A 20241-nucleotide genomic window follows, 5' to 3' on the forward strand; every position below is an offset into this window, starting at 1 on the left:
CTCAGTGATGGAACGCGGTCCGCCGTCCGGGGCGATGGTCGAGCTCGGGCAGCAGGCGCCGGAGGTCGGCGAGCAGCAGATCCGCGAGGTCGTGCGTGAAACCGTTGCGCACCACGATCCTCAGCACCGCGAGATCGGTCCTGTTCTCCGGGAACGTGTACGCCGGGACAAGCCAGCCTCGTTCGCGAAGGCGCCGTGACACGTCGAAGACGTCGAAGCCCTCGACGTCCGCCTTCGTCGTGAAGGCGAACACGGGCAGTTGATCGCCGCGCGTGAGCAGTTCGAACGGGCCCAGCTCGGCGATCCCGTCCGCCAGCTGGGTCGCCACGTCGCGCGAAGCCTGTTGCACAGCACGGAAACCTTCGCGTCCGAGCCGGACGAACGTGTAGTACTGCGCGGCGACCTCGGCGCCGGGACGCGAGAAGTTCAGCGCGAAAGTCGGCATGTCGCCACCGAGGTAGTTGACGTTGAAGACGAGCTCTTCCGGCAACGCCTCCTTGTCTCGCCACACCACCCAGCCCACACCGGGGTAGACCAGGCCGTACTTGTGCCCGGAGGTGTTGATCGACGCCACCCTCGGCAGGCGGAAGTCCCAGCTCAGCTCGGGATCGAGGAACGGCGCGATCATCGCGCCCGAAGCGCCGTCGACGTGCACCGGAATGTCCCAGCCGGACCGTTCCTGGAGCCCGTCGAGCGCGGCCGCGATCTCGGCGACGGGCTCGTAACTGCCGTCGAAAGTGGACCCGAGGATCGCGACGACGCCGATGGTGTTCTCGTCACACCGGGCGATCGCCTCATCGGCGGTGAGGTGGAAGCGGTCGCCGTCCATCGGCACCAGCCGCGGCTCGACCTCCCAGTACTCGCAGAACTTCTCCCAGCAGATCTGGACGTTCGCGCCCATCACCAGATTCGGTTTGCCGGTGCGGCCCAGTTTCGACCAGCGGCGCTTCAACGCCATCCCGGCGAGCATGCAGGCCTCGGACGACCCGGTCGTGGAGCAGCCCATGATCGCGTTCGGATCGGGCGCGTGCCACAGATCGGCGAGGATGTTCACGCAGCGCCGCTCGAGTTCCGCAGTCTGCGGATACTCGTCCTTGTCGATCATGTTCTTGTCGACGCATTCGGCCATCAGCTCGCGGGCCTGCGGCTCCATCCACGTGGTGACGAACGTGGCGAGGTTGAGCCGGGCGTTCCCGTCGAGCATCAACTCATCGCGCACCAGCTGGAGCGCGGTGTCGGGCGGCAGAGGGTCTTCGGCGAGGCTGTCGTGCGGGAGACGGATGCTTGCGGCGAGCGCGGGATACGCGCCGGCGTAGAGCGGGTTGGCCCCGCCTTCGCGGTCCGGATCGGTCGGGGTTCCCTCGTGCAGCACCATGAATCGAACGTTAGTGGCTCGTGAGTGGTGAGGACGGTTGGAACCGTCCTCACCACTCGCGAGGAGGGCTGGTCAGGCCTGCTGCGCCTGCCACATCCAGTGCGCCTTCTCGAGCTCCTGGGTGATCGCGATCAGGAGGTCCTGGGTGACCAGGTCGCTCTTGTCGGTCTCGTCGATGCGCTTGCGCAGACGCTCGATCAGCGCCGCGAGGATGTCGACGATCGCGGCGACCGTGGACTCGACGGACTGCCAGTTGTCGGGATAGTCGGGGAGCCCGGAGCTCTCCACGACGGCCTTCGCCTGTCCGTTCGGCGAGACGCCGATGGCGTTGGCGCGTTCGGCGACCTCGTCGACGTACTGGCGCGCGGTGGCGACCAGCTCGTCGAGCTGCAGGTGCGCGCTGCGGAAGTTCGCGCCGACGACGTTCCAGTGGGCCTGCTTCGCGATCAGCGACAGATCCACCAGATCGACCAGCGTGGCCTGCAAGGCGTTACCGGTGATCTCCTTGTCGGCTTCGCTCAGCGGACTCTGGATCGGGGACTTGCCCATCTTCGGTCTTCCTTTCAGAAAATAGCCGGTTCGGGAGTGGACCTGCCGCGGCCGGGATCAGACCGTCGCGGACAGCGCGACCTCGATGTTCCCGCGGGTCGCGTTCGAGTAGGGGCACACCTGGTGCGCCTGCTCGACGAGCTGATCGGCCTGCGCCTGCTCCAGACCGGGCAGCGAAACCTTGAGCGCGACGCCGAGACCGAAGCCCTCACCCTGCTTGAGGACGCTGACCTCGGCGGTGACGGTGGAGCCGTCGAGCTTCACCTTCGCCTGGCGCGCGACGAGCTGCAACGCCGAGTGGAAGCAGGCGGAGTAGCCGGCGGCGAAAAGCTGCTCGGGGTTGGTCTTGTCACCACCGGGGCCGCCCATCTCCTTCGGGATCGCCAGCGACTCGTCGATGACGCCGTCAGAGGACGTGACCTCACCGTTGCGGCCGTCGCCGCGAGCGGTGGCCACAGCGGTGTACAGAGCCTCAGCCATTCTTCGCCTACCTCCTGGAATCAAGACACGCCCCGTTGAGCGTCTCTGTGGTGCCAACGTCCCGCAACCGCGAAACCTTGCCACCCCATGGCAGGCATCACGTCCGGGAATTACCCGGACGAGGACCGGAGCAAACGGGTCAGTGACCGGCGCGACTCAACGCGAACTCGGCGACCTGGGTGCCGATCAGGCGGAGGGTGCGGACGGTCTTGTCGTCGGAGGCGCCGCCGCCCTCGTCGAACTTGGTTTCCGCGGTGTTGATCGAACCACCCAATGGGGTGGCCCAGCCACGCAGCGCGTGCGTGATCGTGCGCAGCTGCTCCAGCGTGGTGACCGCGGCCTGCCAGCCGAACGCGACGGCGGCGAGGCCGACCGCGCGGCCGTCGAGGTACGGGCGAGCGTCGTCGCGCAGATCCTCGACGTAGTCCAGGGCGTTCTTGACCAGGCCGGACAACGCGCCGTGATAGCCGGGCGAGACCACGATGATCCCGTCGGCGCGGCGGATCGCCTCGACCAGCCGCACGGCCTGTTCGTGCCGCTCTTCCAACGCGGTGTCGTAGAACGGCAGCACCAGCTCCGGTCCGGCGATGAGTTCGGTGGTGACCCCGGCCTCGGCCGCGGCACCCAGTGCGATGCGCAGCGCGCGCTCGGATTGCGAACCCTCCCGCAGGGAGCCGCCGATACCGAGGACATGAACCGCGTTCGTCGAAGTCACGCTTTCGAGGCTAACCCCTCTAGTTAAGTGGAGGACCAGGATCTGGAACGGAGGCCTGCGTCACACCCGTTCGCCGCAAAGGCCCCCGTTCCCGCTGGACGGCATACCTACTCGAAAGTAACCTGACGGGAAGCCCCCAGGAGGAAGCATGGCGATACCGCTCCAGATCCGTGCCGAGGCCGCGTTTTCGCAGCTGGCGTTCTGGCTTCCGAAGCCGGCGAGAAGGGCCATCGCCGGACCGCCGCTCCGCCTGGACGGGCAGGAACTCGCACTGGACGCTCAACTCCTGCTTCGTCTGCAGAAGCTGGCGAAGGCGTCGTTGGTACGAGGGACCGTCGAAGAGTCACGCAGCCTGCTCCTGGCGAGCAGGCATCTGGTCAGCGGAAAGACCATCGAGCCGGTCGCCACCCGGGAACTGCTCATACCGACGGGTGACGGCGACGTACCCGCCACGCTCTACACCCCGGCCGGGCTGCCGGATCCGTCCGCGCTGCTGGTGTTCTTCCACGGCGGCGGCTGGGTGGTCGGCAGCCGCGTCTCGCACGACAACACGGTCCGCTACCTGGCGAAACAGGCAGGCGTCCGGGTTCTCTCGGTGGAATACCGGCTCGCGCCCGAAACGCAGTTCCCCGGCGCCACCGAAGACGCGATCGCGGCCTTCGAGTACGCCTTCGCGAAGGCACGGGACCTGGGAGCCGACCCGGCCCGCATCGCCGTCGGCGGCGACAGCGCGGGCGGGAACCTCGCGGCGGTGACGGCGCAGCAGGCGGTGAAACGCGGCGGCGGTGTCCCGGCGTTCCAGCTGCTGTTCTACCCGGCGACCGATTTCACCGTGCGCCGCCGTTCCCGGGAATTGTTCGCGGAGGACCTGTTCCTCACCGATTCGGATATGACCTGGTTCGAAGGACATTACGTGCCGAAGGGCACCGATCTGTACAACCCGAAACTTTCCCCGCTGCACGGCGACGTTTCCGGATTGCCGCCCGCGTATATCGCGACCGCCGGTTTCGACCCGCTGCGCGACGAGGGCGAGGCTTACGCGGAGAAATTGCGGAAGGCCGGGGTTCCGGTGGCACTCAGCCGCCAGCCGGACCTGATCCACGGGTACATCAACTTCCTCGGCGTCGGCCAGCGGTTCCGTGAAGCGACGGCCGAAGCGGCAGGCGCCCTGCGCCTGGGCCTCGCCCCGAAATAAACGGCCAGATCCGGTGCGGAGAAATGTCCGCACCGGATCCGGCCCCCATTTCGTGGCCCGCCGCCCTGCACGGCGGAACCAGACGTTCCTCTAGCGACCCACGCCTGTCTCTCGGAAGCGCGTCAGCGCGACGAGAGACTTCACCCCGCGCGCCTCTTTCGGCCGAAGGCCACGGAAACCTTTTGTAGGGCGCCCCTACCTGCCAGCGTGAGCTGGTCGCGATCCCGCGCCCTGCGAAAGGTTTCCGTCAGCGCGCGGAGACAGCACAGCGCGGCGATATCACGGCGTGGGGAGCGGCACCGGCGGCAGCGGCAACGGCGGGACAGGGAGTCCGCCGAGCAGGCCGGCGAGGATGCCGGTCACCGCTGTCAACAGGGCTTTCACCAGGTCACTGACGATCTTCAGCGGTCCGGGCAGGTCCGGGAGCGACGGAATCGGTACCGGCAGGGGCGGGAGCTGGCGTGCCTTGGCTTTCGGGTCGGCCAGGAGCCTGCTGGACTCGTCGGAACGGCCCTTGGCCAGGTCGCCGAGCTTCTGTGTTTCGGTCTGGATCTGGTAGCGCTTGCCTGCGGCGATGTCGCCGAGGACGGGGCTCAGCTTGTCCAAGTCCGCCCGCGTCTTGGAGACGTCACCGGCGTAGGCCACCTTGGTGAGCCCGTCCCGCATCTGCAGCACCTGCGCGGCGAGTGCCTGCGTGTTCGACGAACCCTTTCCACCATCGGTACTAGCCGTCGCGGCGCCGGCTGAGGCCACCGCCAACAGACTGCCTGCGGCGAACGCGGCAATCGTCCGGGCAATGTTGCCTTTCATTCCCTTACCTCCTGGCCTCTGAGACCTAACGAGGTAAATCGATACCCGCCGTATCGGCCGAACACCACCCGATCACCGTTTGGAACCGTTTTCTAACCCTTACGTGCCGGATTCATTCCCGGTGAAGACCCCCGCAATTGATTAACGTCGAAATCTTGTGCTTCCCCCTGAAGATCATCCTTTTGCCGCTATTTTATGACCACCCGTGACCAGCCGACACCGTAGAACGTTTCGTTCACCCACAGCGGTGTAGACGGTGATCGTTTGGCTTCATCACTCCGTCGGACAGGCGTGTCGCACTGCTCCACTCGGGTTGTCCCCCACGCACGCCACGCCACCTTCTGGTTTCACATGCGAGTGGGGACATGGAAACGCACCCGGTGCGCGGGGGATGACGCGCACCGGGTGCGTTCCGGTGGTGGGAGCAGCCTCTCGAGGAGAGGTCGTTCTACTTGCGGAAGGCGTCCGCGACCTTGTCGCCGAGGTCCTTGTCGACATTCCGCCAGTACTCGAAGACGCGCTCGAGCACCGGCTGCGAGACGTCGTTCGAAGCGTGGCCGATGATGTTGTTCGCGAGCCGCTCACGCTGCTCGTCGTCCATCACCTCGCGCACGAGGGTGCCCGGCTGACCGAAGTCGTCGTCCTCGGCGTGGAGCTTGTACGCCGAGCGGATGACCTCGTCCTCGACGCCGTAACCCGACGCCGTCTCGGCGGCGATCTCCGCGTTCGCGTGCGGGCCGCCCTTGGAGTTCGGCGCGTACACCGGGTCGCCCGGGTTGGTGAAACGCATCGCGCCGTCGCGCGAGTAGCTGTTCACCGGGGACTTCGGCGCGTTGACCGGCAGCTGCGTGTAGTTCGCGCCGATCCGGTAGCGGTGGGCGTCCGGATACGCGAACAGGCGGCCCTGCAGCATCTTGTCCGGCGACGGGCCGATGCCCGGCACCAGGTTGGACGGCTCGAACGCGGCCTGCTCGATCTCGGCGAAGTAGTTCGCCGGATTGCGGTCGAGCACCCAGCGGCCGACCTTGATCAGCGGGTAGTCGCCCTTCGGCCACACCTTGGTCAGGTCGAACGGGTTGAAGCGGTAGTCCGCGGCTTCGGCGTAGGGCATCACCTGGACGTACAGCGTCCAGCTGGGGTGATTGCCCTTCTCGATGTTCTTGAACAGGTCGCGGATGTAGTAGTCCGAGTCCTCGCCCGCGATGCGGTCCGCGTCGGCCTGGGGCAGGTAGCCGATGCCCTGGTCGGTCTTGAAGTGGTACTTGACCCAGAACTTCTCGCCGCCCGCGTTCTCCCACAGGTAGGTGTGCGAGCCGAACCCGTCCATCTCGCGCCAGTTCGACGGGATGCCGCGATCGCCCATCAGCCAGGTGACCTGGTGCGCGGACTCGGGCCGCAGCGTCCAGAAGTCCCACTGGATGTCGTGGTCGCGCAGGTGGTTGTCGGCGCGGCGCTTCTGCGAGTGGATGAAGTCCGGGAACTTGATCGGGTCGCGGATGAAGAACACCGGGGTGTTGTTGCCGACGAGGTCGTAGTTGCCCTCGGAGGTGTAGAACTTCACCGCGAAACCGCGCGGGTCGCGCCACGTGTCGGGCGAGCCGTTCTCTCCGGCGACCGACGAGAAGCGGACCAGGCTCTCGGTGCGCACGCCCGGCTGGAAGAGCGCGGCCTTCGTGAACTGGCTGACGTCCTCGGTGACCTCGAGGAAGCCGTGCGCGCCGCCGCCCTTGGCGTGGACGACACGTTCGGGTACGCGTTCCCGGTTGAACTGGGCGTTCTTCTCGATCAGGTAGTGATCTTGGAGCAGGATCGGGCCGTTGGCACCCAGCGTCAGCGAGTCGTTGTCGCTCGCGACGGGGATGCCCACGTTGTTAGTGGTCGGCAAGGTCACGCCGGTGCCTCCTGTTTCGTGGTGGTACGGCCACCCTCTCGCGTATTCTGGAATCAGTCAAGAAAAGACCCCGGACCGGGTGACCGGCCGCACGAAAAAAACTTGCACGCGCGTACCAAGTTACGTTCTCATCGGACGTATGGCCCTCGCTCCGTACCGTCGCGTGTTAGCCGTGCCCGGAGTTCCCAGCTCGATGCTGCTGATGTTCCTGGCCCGGCTCCCGATGACGGCCATGGGCGTGACGATGACGCTGTACGTGGTCAACGACCTGGGCCGCGGCTACGGCGCGGCGGGGCTGATCGGCGCGGCCACCACGCTCGGCAGCGCGATCGGGGCGCCGCTCGTCGGCCGGTACGTCGACCGCTACGGGCTGCGGCCGGTGGTCGCGATCTGCGGGCTGGCCTCGTCGACGTTCTGGATCAGCGCGCCGCATCTGCCGTATCAGGTGCTGCTGGCGGTCTCGCTTCCCGCGGGCGTGCTGTCGGTGCCCGCCGGAACGCTCGCGCGGCTCGTCCTCACCGCACTCGTACCGCTGGAGCAGCGGCGGGCGGCCTACTCGCTGGACACGATCTTCGTGGAGGCGTCGTTCATGATCGGGCCGTCGGCCGGGATCATGGCGATCACGCAGCTGCCCGCGGTCTACGCGCTCACCGGCATCGGGATCTGCTTCGCGCTCTCGGCGACGCTGATCTACCGGATGAACCCGCCGATCCGCGCCGAAGCCGACGCCGAGGTGTTCACCGGCGAGCGGCCGCCCGTGCGGAGCTGGCTCACCGGACGGCTCGTGATGGCGATGTTCATCGCCGCCGGCGCGCTGTTCTGCCTGGTCGGCATGGAACTCGCCGCCCTGGCGACGGTGCGCGCGAGCGGCGACATCGCCTGGTCGGGACTGCTGATCACGCTGATGTGCATCGCCTCGGTCCTCGGCGGGGCCATCCACGGCGCCGTCCGGCGATCGCTTTCGCAGGGCACGCTGATGGTGCTGCTCGCGGTGCTCACACTGCCGGTCGGGCTGATCGACCACCCTTGGTGGCTGCTGGCGATCGTGCTCTTCCCGAGCAACGTGCTGTGCGCGCCGACGCTCGCGGCGAGCACGGAGACGGTCAGCGCGGCCGCTCCGCCGCGGGTGCGCGGCGAGGCGATGGGCCTGCTGGACGCGGCCAGCCGGATCGGGCTGGCGATCGGGAGCCCGATCATCGGATACGTGATCGACCACTCCAGCCCGGGCTGGGGGTTCGCGGCCTCGGCGGTGGGAGCGCTGGGGATCGCTTCGCTCGGCCTGTTCTGGCGCCGGTCCCGGACTCCCGCCGCTCCGGTGCCCGCGCTCAGTTCTTCCTGACTTGGGTGAAGGGGACTTTCGCCGCGTGTGATGGGGGGAAAGCGTCCTTCGCGGCTTGGGATGCGGGGAAGGTTCCCTTCAGCCCATGGTGAGCAAGAGAGGCAGGGTGGGCGAGGCGCGGTGCGGGTGGGTGCGGTGCGGGAAGTACGTGAAGGCCCCCTCCACGCGCTACCGCAGTGACAGATGAGGCGACAGAGACGAAAACGCCGCGCCACGAGCCGGTGAGGGGAACCTTGAGGGACCCAGAGTCCCTCAAGGAGTCCTTCACGGACCCAGCAACACCCCACAACAGCCAGCGCAGGTAGTGAAGGCCTCCTTCCCTACCCTCAAGGTAGGCAAGGAGGCCTTCACGGCAAGTGTCAGGCGCAGACCTTGCGCAGGGCGTCGACCCGGTCGATGTTGCGTTTGGTCCAGTCCGCGATCTTGCCCGCGTCCTGGATGTTCTCCTTCTGGGCCTGCAGGTACGAGTCGGCCATGCCGGTCAGCGCACCCGCCACGTCCTGCTCGCCGACGTTGGACGCCAGTTCGCGCAGGCGCTTCTCCTTGTCCGCGGCCCGCTCCTTGAGCGTCGTCGGGTCCGGGTTGAGGTCGGTGAGGCTGAGCGCCTCGGCGCACGCGCTCACCTTCGTCGCGGCCTTGTTCGTCTGATCGACGGCGTTCGTGACCTCGCTGCAGCCCGCCAGCGCGAGTCCGGCGGCCGCCATGAGCGCCGCGATTCCCAACCTCTTCATGGCATCCAGCCTAGCGATTTCGTGGGTGGTATGTCGGGTTCCCCCGGCCACCACCCACGAACCGCGCGGTAATTCAGCCCTTCACGCAGACGACCTGCTTCAGATGGGCGACCACCTCGACGAGGTCGGTCTGCGCCTTGATCACCGTTTCGATGTCCTTGTACGCGGCCGGGATCTCGTCCACCACACCGGAATCCTTGCGGCATTCCACACCGGCGGTCTGCGCGGCGAGGTCTTCGGCGGTGAACAGCTTCTTGGCCTTGTTCCGCGACATCCGGCGGCCCGCCCCGTGCGAAGCGGACTGGAAGGACGACGTGTTCCCGAGACCGCGCACGATGTACGAACCGGTGCCCATGCTGCCCGGGATGATCCCGAGGTCGCCCGAACCCGCGCGGATCGCGCCCTTGCGGGTCACCAGCAGTTCGACGTCGTCGTAGGTCTCTTCTGCCACGTAGTTGTGGTGGCACGAGATGGCATCGTCGAACGTCGTCTGCGGGACGACGTCCTTCAGCGCCTGCTTGACGAGCGCGACCATGGTGGCGCGGTTACGCGCCGCGTAGTCCTGCGCCCAGAACAGGTCGCGCCGGTACGCCTGCATTTCCGGGGTGCCCGCGACGAACACCGCGAGGTCCGGATCCGGCAGGTCCGCGTTGTGCGGCAGCTTCCGCGCGACGGCCATGTGCCGTTCCGCGAGTTCCTTGCCGATGTTGCGCGAACCCGAGTGCAGCATCAGCCAGACGCGGCCTTCGTCGTCGCCGCCCTGTTCGAGGCAGACCTCGATGAAGTGGTTGCCGCCACCGAGGCTCCCGATCTGACGCGACGCGCGGTCATGCAGGTCCTGGACGCCGGCGTGCAGGTCGCCGAAGGACTTCCAGAACGCGTCCCAGCCACCGACACCGTGCACCTTCGCCGGGTTCACCGGCGTCTTGTGCAGGCCGAAGCCGACCGGGACGGCCGATTCGATCCGGCGGCGGAGCTTCAGCAGGTCGTCGGGCAGATCGGCGGCGGTGAGCGAGGTCCGCACCGCGCTCATCCCGCAGCCGATGTCCACCCCGACGGCGGCCGGGGACACGGCGTCGCGCATCGCGATCACGCTGCCGACGGTCGCGCCCTTGCCGTAGTGGACGTCGGGCATGACCGCGACGCCGTGCACCCACGGCAGGTTGGCGACGTTGTGCAGCTGTCGCATGGCTTGGTCCTCGACCGACGTGGGGTCGGCCCACATCCGGATCGGAACCCGCGAGCCTTCGACCGCCGTGTACATGACTTTCCCTTCGTGGAAAACGTTTTGTCGCTCTGAAGCATGCACGGACCCGGCGAACCGGACAAGGCAATTACCTCACTCCACAGTGGACTGTCCACACGCGACTACCACGAGTGAGGTGATGTTCATCGCGAAGTCTTCGATCGTATTCGAAAAGTGATCGGCCTCGACAGGTGCTTCGGGCACAATGAGCGCTCGGTGTCGGGGGTACACCAACTCTGGGGAAGGTCCGTTTCACGGTGAAGTCTTTACGTGGGCTGCTCGCTGCCGTCCTGCTCGCGGCGTTCCCGCTGCTCGTGCTGGCGTTCGTGGGCGGGATCGTGACGCTCGAAGTGCTGGCGCTGCGGCACAACGTTTTCACGGCGGTGAAGCTCGGCATCATCACCGTCCCGGTCGGCTGGATCCTGCTCAAGACCTTGCTCACGGTCGAGCGGGCGACCGATGACGACATACCCGGCGTCGAGGTGACGCCGGAAGACCCGCCGTCACTCTGGGCACTGGTCCGGGAACTGGCGGAAGAGGCGGGCACCCGGCCGCCGGACGAGATCTATCTCGACGCGGACGTCAACGCCGCTGTCACCGAGCGGACCTCGTGGCTCGGGCTGCGGGTGTTGCGCCGCCGGATGATCATCGGGGTCCCGCTGATCATGGGCCTGCGCCAGGACCAGTTCCGCGCGGTACTCGCCCATGAGCTGGGGCACTACAGCAACAGGGACACGCGGTTCGCCGCGCTGACCTATCGCGGTCGCAAATCCATCGCGCGGGTGGTCAACGGCCTCGGCCGCGAGGGCTACTTCGAGCGCTTCGTCGGCTGGCTCTTCAAGCAGTACGCGAAGCTGTACTTCGTCGTCTCGATGAGCGTCTGCCGTGCGCAGGAGCTCGCGGCCGACGCCGTCTCGGCGCGGCTCGCCGGGACCGACGCGGCGGCTTCGGCCCTGCGCGAGATCGAAGCGCTGGCCGTCACCTGGCGGTTCTTCATGAACAACTACGCCGCGATCGGCTGGGACGCGGGCTACCTCCCGGACCGGTTCGGCGAGGGTTACCGCGCGCTGCTCACCGACCCGACCAGGGCGGAGCAGATGGAGGAGATGCGGCGGAACCCGCCGGAGGACAAGACCTCGCGATGGGACACGCATCCGGCGACCCGGGATCGCGTCGCGATGCTCGAGGCCGGGGCCCTGATCCCGGTCCGCCCCGGCGGGGACCGTCCGGCGGCCGACCTGCTGACCGGCGCCGAGAAGATGCTCGACGAGGCGCTGTTCACCGTCTTCTCCGACGAGGCGCACACGAAACGGCGGACCGACTGGCCGTCCCTGGTCGCCATCGGCCGCCGTCACGCCGCGGCCGAAATCGCCGCCGAGGTCCTGGGCGAACGCACCCTGGACATGGCGCTGGACCTGCTCGACGCGGGCAGGCACGAAGAACTCGCCGACCCGGACGAGAAGCCGCCCGCCGGCGTCGGCCCCCGTGCCCGCCGGGAGTTCGCCGCCGTCTCCGTGCGCAGACGGCTGGGCGTGGTGGTCCACGCGGCCCTCACCGACGTCGGCGTGGCGCGATGGTCGCTGTCGTGGTCCGGACCGGCGCCGTTCACCTTGGACGAGCCGCTGGAAGAGCAACTCGCGCCCGCGCTCGACAAGGCCACCGCGGCCGAAGGCGACACCGCGCCCCTGCGCGCGCTTCTGACGGCCGCCGGGGTGTCCACCGGCTATCGACCGTCCCCCACTCTTGTTCGTTCTTAAGGAGTTTCAATGCTTTGGCTGCTCAAATCCCGTGAACGCAAGGCCGTCTTCGCCATGATGAAGGAGGCGAAACGACGCGGCGTCGAGATCGACGAACTCAAGAACGTGCTGACGCCGGAAGAGTTCGCCGCGCTGCTGCCGCCGGAGAAGCCCAGGTTCAAGGGCAAGATCCCGGACGTCACCCGCTGGGGGCTTCCGGCCGACAGCGAGGTCTCGGCCAAGGAGTACTGGACCGACGAGGAAGTCCTCGCGGTCCAGGAGTCGACCGCCCGGGGCGAGTGGGAGGACGCCGCCGCGCTGCTGGCGTCGACCTGGGGGAACTGGGACCGCCGCAACCTGGTGAACGGCGCGCTCGGCGAAGCGGCCGCGAAGGACGACGAATGGCTGCGCGCGTGGCGCAAGGCCCGCCCCGGCGATCCGGGTGCCGCGCTCGTCAACGCGGAATCGCTCGTGCACGTGGCGTGGGAGGTGCGCAGCGGTCTGCAGGCGAAACACGTCACCGAGGAGCAGTTCGCCGCGTTCTTCCGGGTGCTGGAGCAGGCCGAGGAGGCCGTGCACGAGGCGTCCGCGCTCGCCCCCGAGGATCCGACGCCGTGGGTGACGGCGCTCGCGATCGCGATGGGGCGGCAGTACGAGAACGACCAGTACCTCGAGGTCTGGTCGGAACTCGCCGAACGCGACCCGCAGCACCGCGGGGCGCACTCGCGGGCGTTGCAGTACTGGTGCGCGAAGTGGTTCGGCTCGAACGAGCGGATGTGGGAGTTCGCCGAGACCGCCGCGGCGAAGTCGCCGAAGCTGGCTCCGCTGCTGCTGATCGCCGCGCACGAATCCGAGTTCCAGGACGTTCCCGCGTGGCGCGACCCGCGGGTTTCCGGCGCGCTCGACGGGATCGTGGCGTGGCTGAACGGCGAAGGGCGCGATCACCCGGCGACGCGGGGAGACCGGGCGTACGCGGCGAAGGCGCTCGTGGAGAACGGGCGCTTCGACGAGGCCGTCGAGCAGTTCCGGTTCCTGGGGACGCGGGCCGACGCCGGTATCTGGGCCTACAGCGGGGACGCTCGCGGCGAGTTCCTGGCGACGCGGTACGCGGCCTGCGCCGGGGCCACCAAGCCCTGACGCGGCTGAAGGGCCCCTTCACCGCGTCAGACGCAGCGAAGGGGCCCTTCACCGCATCGCATGCGGTGAAGGGCCCCTTCAGCCCACGTCAGGAGTTGGCCGCGACCAGTTCCGCGATCTGCACCGCGTTGAGCGCCGCGCCCTTCCGCAGGTTGTCGTTCGACAGGAACAGTGCCAGCCCGCGGCCGCCGTCGACGCCCGGATCCGTCCGCAGCCGCCCGACGTAGGACGGGTCCTGGCCCGCGGCCTGCAGCGGGGTCGGGATCTCGGACAGCTCCACGCCGGGGGCGCCGGTCAGCAGCTCGGTCGCGCGGGCGACCGAAAGCGCCTGCGAGAACTCCGCGTTGATCGAGATCGAGTGACCCGAGAACACCGGCACCCGCACGCACGTGCAGGAAACGCGCAGCTCCGGGATGCTCAGGATCTTGCGGCTCTCGTTGCGGAACTTCTTCTCTTCGTCCGTCTCGAATTCGCCATCGTCCACAATGGACCCGGCGAGCGGGAGGACGTTGTGCGCGATGGGCCGCGCGTACTTCTCCGGCTCGGGGAACTTCACCGCCGCGCCGTCGTGGGTCAGCGCGCCCGCGTTCGGCGCCGCCGCGGCGAGCTGGCCTTCCAGTTCCTCGACACCGGCGAGCCCGCTGCCGGACACCGCCTGGTAGGTGCTGGCGACCAGGCGTACCAGCCCGGCTTCGGCGTGCAGCGGCTTGAGCACCGGCATCGCGGCCATCGTGGTGCAGTTGGGGTTCGCGATGATCCCCTTGCGCGCTTCCTTGATCGCCTCCGGGTTGACCTCGCTGACGACCAGCGGGACATCCGGGTCCATCCGCCAGGCCGACGAGTTGTCGATCACCGTGGCACCGGCCGCGGCGAACCGCTCCGCCTGCGCCTTGGAGGTCGAGCCACCGGCGGAGAACAGCGCGATGTCCAACCCGGACGGATCGGCGGTCGTCGCGTCCTCGATGACGATTTCCCGATCCTGCCAAGGAAGTTTCGAACCGGCGGACCGCGCCGAAGCGAAGTACCGCATCTCGGCGACCGGGAAACCCCGCTCGGCCAGCAGACGGCGCATGACCGCGCCGACCTGGCCGGTCGCCCCGACGACCCCTACCCGCAAACCTTCCGGCATCAGCGTCCACTCCCCGCGTAGACGACGGCTTCTTCGTCGCCGCCGAGTTCGAATGCCTCATGGATCGCGCGCACCGCGTCGTCGAGCTGCGCGTCCCGGATCAGCACCGAGATCCGGATCTCCGAGGTGTTGATGATTTCGATGTTCACGCCCGACTGCGCGAGCGCCTCGCAGAACGTCGCCGTGACACCGGGGTGCGAGCGCATCCCCGCGCCGACGAGCGACACCTTGCCGACGTGGTCGTCGTAGAGGACCGACTCGAAGCCGATCTCGCCCTTGATCTTCTCCAGCGACTGCACGGCCTTCGCCCCGTTGGCCTTCGAGAGCGTGAAGGTGATGTCGGTGCGGCCGGACGACGTGCTGGACACGTTCTGCAGCACCATGTCGATGTCGATCTCGTTGTCGGCGATCACCCGGAAGATCTTGGCCGCGGCACCGGCGTGGTCCGGCACGCCGGTCACCGTGATCTTGGCTTCGGAGCGGTCGTGCGCCACACCGGTGATCAACGCTTGTTCCACGGGGATCTCCTCGATAGAACCGGTCACCGTGGTGCCCGGCTTGTCACTGTAGGAAGAACGGACTCGGATCGGGACGCCGTAGCGGCGCGCGTACTCCACCGAGCGCAGGTGCAGGATCTTCGAGCCGCTCGCGGCCAGCTCCAGCATCTCCTCGTAGGCGATGGTGTCGAGCTTGCGGGCGTCGGGCACGACGCGCGGATCGGCGGTGTACACACCGTCCACATCGGAATAGATCTCGCAGACGTCGGCGTTCAGCGCCGCGGCCAGCGCGACGGCGGTGGTATCCGAACCACCGCGGCCCAGCGTCGTGATGTCCTTGGTGTCCTGCGACACGCCCTGGAACCCCGCCACCAGCGCGATGTAGCCCTGGTCGAGGGCCTCCGTCACGCGGCTGGGGCTGACATCGATGATCCGCGCGTTGCCGTGCACCGACGTCGTCACCACACCTGCCTGCGAACCGGTGAACGACCACGCCTCCGCGCCCTGCGCGGAGATCGCCATGGCGACGAGCGAGTTCGAGATGCGCTCACCCGCGGTGAGCAGCATGTCCATCTCACGCTCCGGCGGAGCCGGGTTGACCTGCTGAGCCAGGTCGAGCAGCTCGTCCGTCGTGTCGCCCATGGCGGAGCAGACGACGACGACGTCGTTGCCCGCCTTCTTGGTGGCGACGATGCGTTCCGCGACGCGTTTGATCCGGTCGGCACTTTCCAGCGACGAACCGCCGTACTTCTGGACCACGAGGGCCACGCCCGAACCTCCTCGACGGGCCGGGCGGCTCCATGGTGGGCACCGAAGGAGCCCCCGCGTCCCTTATTTGAGCGAAAGCCTACCGGGGACACGCGCGCCCGCCACCGTCGTAAGTGGGCCTGACCACTACTTCGAGGACTTCTCGAAGTAAATCTTCCTTGACACCAACGAAATAGTCGGAGGGCTTTCACTTTAGTGACGGAGAGCACCCCCTTGTTATCGTCCGTCGGTGCACAAACCCGCCGAAACAAGTACCCCGATCGCGTCGATCATGGCCGCCAGGTGGAGCCCGCGCGCCTACGACGAGGCCGCCATCGTCACCGAAGACCAGGTCCGCGCGCTGCTCGAGGCCGCCCGCTGGGCGCCGTCGTTCGGCAACACCCAGCCCGCCCGCTACCTGGTCGGCCTGCGCGGCACACCTTCGTACGACCGGATCCTCTCGACGCTCAACTCGGGCAACCGCGCGTGGGCCCACCGCGCCGGGCTCCTGCTGATCGGCGTGATGGTGACCACGAACGAGAAGGGCGACGTGCCGTACGCCGAGTACGGGCTGGGGCTCGCGAGCGAGAACCTCGTGCTCCAGGCCGTCGAACTCGGCCTGATCGCGCACCAGATGGCGGGCTTCTCCGCCGAAGCGGCGAAGGACTTCTTCGGGCTTCCCGACGACGTCGTCCCGAAGGTCGCCATCGCCGTCGGCTCCCCCGCCGACCCGTCGGTACTCGAAGAGGACTGGCGGATCGAGCGTGAGAAGGGGCCGCGCGAGCGGATCTCGCTGGCGGAATTCGCCTACACCGACGCTTGGGGCGCGAGCGCTTTCTCCGAGTGAGGGAGCCATCGCAGAGCGAGACCGCCCAGCGCGACATGCAGCACGCTCAGCACCGCGACGGCGGTGTGCAGGCCCGAGACGAAGGCCTCCTTCGCGTCGGCGGCGGCCGCGGGCGCGATACCGGGCAGCTGGAGGGTTCCGTCGAGGGTGGGGGCGAGATCCGGGCCTGCCAGGCGGAACACCAGCGCGGCGAGTGAACCCATGAGCGCGATCCCCAGCGCGTTGCCGATCTCGTTGCTCGTTTCGGCGATCGCACCCGCCGCGCCCGCCCGCTCGGCGGGCACCGCCGCGACGGCCGTGTCGGCCACGACACTGAACGAGATGCCGTAGCCGACACCCGCGACCACCGTCGAAGCGACGTACCAGCCCACTCCGCCCGTGACCCCGGTCATGAGCAACAACGCCAGCCCGGCGGCGATGGAGAAGTGGCAGCCGACCAGCGCCGCGCGCTTGCCGATCCGCTCGACCAGCGCCGGGGTGACGACGCACAGGATCGTGAGGACGGCCGCCCCGGGCAGCGCCAGGAGAGCCGCTTGCAGGACGGGCAGCCCCAGCACGGACTGCAGGTGGATCCCGGACAGGTACGCGGCCGCCGACCACGCCGCCAGCGGCAGCAGCCCGGTGACGATCGCGATCGTGAAGACGCGATCGCGGAACAGGGAGAACTCGATGAGCGGGTGGTCGAGACCACGCTGGCGCCGGGCGAACCAGACCAGCAGCACCGCTCCGGCGACAGCCGTGGAGATCGCGAAGACGGACAGGCCGTCGGCGGCCGCGTGCTTGATCCCGTAGATCGCGAGCAAGAGGCCGACGGCGGAGAGCGCCACGCTCAGCTTGTCGACGCGTCCCTTCCCGGTGGCCCGCACTTCGCGGAGCAGCACCGGCGCGAGCACCAGGAACACCGCGATCACCGGCAGGTTGACCAGGAAGACCGAACCCCACCAGAACCGCTCCAGCAGGACCCCGCCGACGACGGGGCCGATCGCGAAACCGGCGGCGAACGCGGCCGCGAAGACACCGATGGCCTGCGCTCGTCGCCGAGGATCGGGAAAGAGTTCGCTCAGCACCGCCAGCGCCGAAGGCAGCAGAGTCGCTCCGGCCAGCCCCATCAGCGCGCGGAACGCGATCAGCAACTCCGGGCCCGGGGCGAACGCCGCGCCGGTGGAGGCCGCGCCGAAGACGGCGGCGCCGATCATCAGCAGCTTCAGCCGTCCGTACCGGTCGCCGACGTTGCCGAACGCGATCAGCAGCGAGCCGACCGCGAAGCCGTAGACGTCCAGGATCCACAATGCCTGGTCGGCCGTCGGGGAAAGGGCCTGGCCGATCCTGGGCATCGCGAGGAACAGGATCGAGCCGTCCATGGAGACGAGGAACACCGGGCAGAGGATCACCAGCAGGCCCAGCCAGGCGCGGGTGTGCGGTCGTGTCATGCCGTCGACGCTGCACCGGCCGCGGGAACGCGACCATCCCCGCGCCGTGGGTACACCCAGCGGGTACACCCACGCGGCGGCCCGGGAACCTAGGCTCGAAATCATGGAAAGCCTCGGCGTGTACCTCAAGAGCCGTCGTGACCGGGTGACTCCCGCCGAAATCGGCCTGCGCACGTACGGCACCTCACGCCGGGTGCCCGGTCTGCGCCGCGAGGAACTCGCCCAGCTCGCCGGAGTGAGCGCCGGGTACTACACGCGGCTCGAACAGGGGCTGGCCGAGACCGCTTCACGGCAGGTGCTCGACGCGCTCGCCCGCGCGCTCCGGCTCGACGACGTCGAGACGGGCCATCTACACAACCTCGCCCGGCAGTCCGCGCCGCCGAAGTTGTCCGACCCCGGCCCCGAGGATCCGCATCCCCGGGTCCTCGCGCTGCTGGAGAACCTCGGCGAGGCCGTGCCCGCGCTCGTCTTCGGCCGTCGCGGCGACGTCCTCGCCTGGAACCACGCCGGGCACGCGCTCATGGCCGAGCACCTCGACTTCGACGCTCCGGGGGATCCGGAACGGCGGCCGTCGCTCCCTCGCCTGTTCTTCCTCGACCCGCTCACCCGCGACCTGCACCGCAACCGGGCCGAACTCGCGCCCATCCATGTCGCCTACCTGCGGCTCACCGCCGGCCGCTACCCGACGGACGCCCGCCTCGCCGCTCTCATCGGCGAGCTTTCGATGCGCAGCGACGAGTTCGCGACGCTCTGGGCGACCGGTGACGTCGCCGACTGCACGATCGGCGCCATGCACCTGCGGCATCCCACGGTCGGCGCGGTGAGCGTCGACTACCAGGTGTGGCTCCAGCCCGACAGCCCCGACCACCGGCTCGAGATCTACACGCCGAAGGACCCCGGATCCGCCGACGCGCTGAAGATCCTGACCCAGTTCGATCGCTAACCTGGGGATATGGGGGCTTTGCGCAGTCTCGTCCGCAACGAATCACGCACGATGGCGGGTCTTTGGCTGTATCTGAGACGCCGCGAGGACGGGGTCGACGAAGACGCCGTCGCGGTGCCGTACGGCGCCAACGGCAAGGCGATCTTCATCGTCTTCGCGGTGGTGAGCGCCTTCGAAGCCGGTCTTTTCTGGCTGATCGACTTCGGTCTGGTCGTCGATCTGCTGCTGCTCGTCCTCGGCGTGTACTCGGCGTTGCTGGTCTTCGGGGTCTACGCGGGCACCGTGGTCCGGCCGCACGTGATCTCGCCGCGCGAAGTGCGGGTGCGCTACAGCTCGTTCTACGACTTGCGGATCCCGAGGGAGAACGTCTCCACGCTGCGGCATCTGAAAGAGAGCCACGATCCCGCCGAGGCGAAGGCGTTCCGCGACGGGACTTGGCTCAGTTACGACAATTTCTACGAGACGAATCTGATCGCGGAACTGCGTGAGCCGATGACGATGACCCGCCCGCTCGGCAAGACCGAGAGCATCCGTGTCGTGAAGTTCCACGCGGACGACCCGAAGGCCGCTGTCGCGGCATACGAACGGCTCGACGTCAGCTGAGCGACGAAGTCCGGCTCACGATCGCTTGCGCGACTTCTGTGACGTTCTCGTCCTGAGCGAAGGCGTGCGCGCGGATCATGGCCAGCGCGTCCGGGGCACCGCAATCATGTGCGGCCATGACCATTCCGGTCGCCTGATGCACGGCGACACGGAGATCGATGTCGTCGAACAGCGGATGCGCGGGAAGTCCGTCCTCGCTGTCGATCCGGGTGTCCGGATGCAGCGCGGTGGTGGTCAGCGCCTCGGCGATCACCCGCACCGAACGGGCCATTTCGGCGTCCGGTTCCGGCTCGGGCCGGTACGCGGTCAGAATGCCCACCGGGACGGCCGCGGTGCCCAGCCGGGCCGCGACCACCGCGTGGACACCCAGGTCCCGCGCGGCCGAGCCGAACTCGGGCCACCGCCGCTCCAGGGCCGACTGACCGTAGACGTTCAGTGCGGCCAGACTGCCCGACGCCATCCAGGACGGTCCTTCGCCGAAGAGGTATTCGAAATCATGCGCCTTGACGGCCACGGAATCCGACGTGACGACCGCGGCCTCGCTCCCGTCGGAGCAGTACAGGGTCACCGCCAGACTCGGAATGCCGGCGGTCTTCGCCACCGCCGTCATGAACGCGGGAGGAAGGGTGGGCGGCTCCTGCGACCGGGCCGCGCCAACGGCTTCGAGGTAGCCGGCGTGCAATTCGGCCGCGACCCGATGCCGGATTTCGGTGGCCTGGTGCAGTTTCACCATCCGCTGATGGAAGGAGCGCATCGATTCGGCGGCCGTCGCCATCAGCCGTTCGTGCCGCCAGGCGATCCCGGCCGCGCGATCCGCGCGCGCACGCTCGGCTTCGATCAC

General features: G+C 68.2%; 19 protein-coding genes. 7 read left to right on the forward strand and 12 right to left on the reverse strand.

The window, feature by feature from the left end:
• Position 1 precedes the first annotated feature (1 nt).
• From gad to HDA45_RS18210, 4 genes are all read right to left on the reverse strand, one after another.
• Entirely contained in the window at positions 2 to 1375 is a 1374-nt protein-coding gene (gad, locus tag HDA45_RS18195) for a glutamate decarboxylase (protein ID WP_184896889.1), read from the reverse strand.
• 72 nt (positions 1376 to 1447) lie between these two features.
• Entirely contained in the window at positions 1448 to 1924 is a 477-nt protein-coding gene (locus tag HDA45_RS18200; protein ID WP_184896891.1) for a Dps family protein, read from the reverse strand.
• A gap of 57 nt (positions 1925 to 1981) precedes the next feature.
• Positions 1982 to 2404, reverse strand: coding sequence for an organic hydroperoxide resistance protein (locus tag HDA45_RS18205; RefSeq protein WP_037318626.1), 423 nt, complete (start codon positions 2402 to 2404; stop codon positions 1982 to 1984).
• Positions 2405 to 2543: 139 nt separating this feature from the next.
• A complete protein-coding gene (locus tag HDA45_RS18210; RefSeq protein WP_184896893.1) occupies positions 2544 to 3119 on the reverse strand; it encodes an NAD(P)H-dependent oxidoreductase in 576 nt (191 codons plus the stop codon).
• A 148-nt stretch (positions 3120 to 3267) separates the two neighbouring features.
• Between HDA45_RS18210 and HDA45_RS18215 the strand changes: the two genes are divergently transcribed.
• Positions 3268 to 4314 carry an alpha/beta hydrolase gene (locus HDA45_RS18215; protein WP_184896895.1) on the forward strand — a complete coding sequence of 349 codons (1047 nt, stop codon included), beginning with the start codon at positions 3268 to 3270 and terminating at the stop codon, positions 4312 to 4314.
• A gap of 279 nt (positions 4315 to 4593) precedes the next feature.
• Here HDA45_RS18215 and HDA45_RS18220 read toward each other — a convergent pair whose 3' ends face one another.
• Both HDA45_RS18220 and HDA45_RS18225 read right to left on the reverse strand, forming a co-directional pair.
• Complete coding sequence (locus HDA45_RS18220; RefSeq protein WP_184896897.1) at positions 4594 to 5124, reverse strand: hypothetical protein; 531 nt, start codon at positions 5122 to 5124, stop codon at positions 4594 to 4596.
• 448 nt (positions 5125 to 5572) lie between these two features.
• A complete protein-coding gene (locus HDA45_RS18225; RefSeq protein ID WP_184896899.1) occupies positions 5573 to 7015 on the reverse strand; it encodes a catalase in 1443 nt (480 codons plus the stop codon).
• A gap of 193 nt (positions 7016 to 7208) precedes the next feature.
• Between HDA45_RS18225 and HDA45_RS18230 the strand changes: the two genes are divergently transcribed.
• On the forward strand, positions 7209 to 8354 hold the full coding sequence (locus tag HDA45_RS18230) for an MFS transporter (protein ID WP_184905757.1): 1146 nt from the start codon (positions 7209 to 7211) through the stop codon (positions 8352 to 8354).
• 359 nt (positions 8355 to 8713) lie between these two features.
• Here the strand turns inward: HDA45_RS18230 and HDA45_RS18235 are convergent, their stop codons facing one another.
• Both HDA45_RS18235 and HDA45_RS18240 read right to left on the reverse strand, forming a co-directional pair.
• On the reverse strand, positions 8714 to 9085 hold the full coding sequence (locus tag HDA45_RS18235) for a hypothetical protein (protein WP_184896901.1): 372 nt from the start codon (positions 9083 to 9085) through the stop codon (positions 8714 to 8716).
• Between the two features lie 73 nt (positions 9086 to 9158).
• Positions 9159 to 10349, reverse strand: coding sequence for an RtcB family protein (locus HDA45_RS18240; RefSeq protein ID WP_184896903.1), 1191 nt, complete (start codon positions 10347 to 10349; stop codon positions 9159 to 9161).
• Between the two features lie 239 nt (positions 10350 to 10588).
• Here HDA45_RS18240 and HDA45_RS18245 point away from each other — a divergent pair, with 239 nt between their 5' ends.
• Positions 10589 to 12088 (forward strand): M48 family metalloprotease, encoded by a 1500-nt coding sequence (locus tag HDA45_RS18245; RefSeq protein ID WP_184896905.1) that lies wholly within the window; start codon positions 10589 to 10591, stop codon positions 12086 to 12088.
• A 9-nt stretch (positions 12089 to 12097) separates the two neighbouring features.
• Positions 12098 to 13204 (forward strand): DUF4034 domain-containing protein, encoded by a 1107-nt coding sequence (locus HDA45_RS18250; protein ID WP_184896907.1) that lies wholly within the window; start codon positions 12098 to 12100, stop codon positions 13202 to 13204.
• Between the two features lie 88 nt (positions 13205 to 13292).
• Here HDA45_RS18250 and HDA45_RS18255 read toward each other — a convergent pair whose 3' ends face one another.
• Together HDA45_RS18255 and HDA45_RS18260 are read right to left on the reverse strand one after the other, a co-directional pair.
• Complete coding sequence (locus HDA45_RS18255; RefSeq protein ID WP_184896916.1) at positions 13293 to 14333, reverse strand: aspartate-semialdehyde dehydrogenase; 1041 nt, start codon at positions 14331 to 14333, stop codon at positions 13293 to 13295.
• Positions 14333 to 15598: an aspartate kinase gene (locus HDA45_RS18260; protein ID WP_020632174.1), complete on the reverse strand. Its 1266-nt coding sequence runs from the start codon at positions 15596 to 15598 to the stop codon at positions 14333 to 14335. The genes HDA45_RS18255 and HDA45_RS18260 overlap by 1 nt, the downstream gene beginning before the upstream one ends.
• Positions 15599 to 15827: 229 nt before the next feature.
• Here HDA45_RS18260 and HDA45_RS18265 point away from each other — a divergent pair, with 229 nt between their 5' ends.
• Positions 15828 to 16424 carry a nitroreductase family protein gene (locus HDA45_RS18265; protein ID WP_184896918.1) on the forward strand — a complete coding sequence of 199 codons (597 nt, stop codon included), beginning with the start codon at positions 15828 to 15830 and terminating at the stop codon, positions 16422 to 16424.
• Here HDA45_RS18265 and HDA45_RS18270 read toward each other — a convergent pair.
• Positions 16385 to 17854, reverse strand: a complete 1470-nt coding sequence (locus tag HDA45_RS18270; RefSeq protein WP_184896920.1) for an MFS transporter — start codon at positions 17852 to 17854, stop codon at positions 16385 to 16387. The genes HDA45_RS18265 and HDA45_RS18270 overlap by 40 nt on opposite strands.
• Before the next feature lie 103 nt (positions 17855 to 17957).
• Between HDA45_RS18270 and HDA45_RS18275 the strand changes: the two genes are divergently transcribed.
• Together HDA45_RS18275 and HDA45_RS18280 are read left to right on the forward strand one after the other, a co-directional pair.
• Entirely contained in the window at positions 17958 to 18797 is an 840-nt protein-coding gene (locus HDA45_RS18275; protein ID WP_184896922.1) for a helix-turn-helix transcriptional regulator, read from the forward strand.
• 9 nt (positions 18798 to 18806) lie between these two features.
• A complete protein-coding gene (locus HDA45_RS18280; protein WP_246480738.1) occupies positions 18807 to 19400 on the forward strand; it encodes a hypothetical protein in 594 nt (197 codons plus the stop codon).
• On the opposite strand, the gene HDA45_RS18285 is transcribed toward HDA45_RS18280, so the two are convergent.
• Positions 19393 to 20241, reverse strand: coding sequence for a GAF and ANTAR domain-containing protein (locus HDA45_RS18285; RefSeq protein ID WP_343072097.1), 849 nt, complete (start codon positions 20239 to 20241; stop codon positions 19393 to 19395). The two genes, HDA45_RS18280 and HDA45_RS18285, sit on opposite strands and share 8 nt — an antisense overlap.

The sequence above is a fragment of the Amycolatopsis umgeniensis genome (assembly GCF_014205155.1).
In the GTDB taxonomy this organism is placed as follows: domain Bacteria; phylum Actinomycetota; class Actinomycetes; order Mycobacteriales; family Pseudonocardiaceae; genus Amycolatopsis; species Amycolatopsis umgeniensis.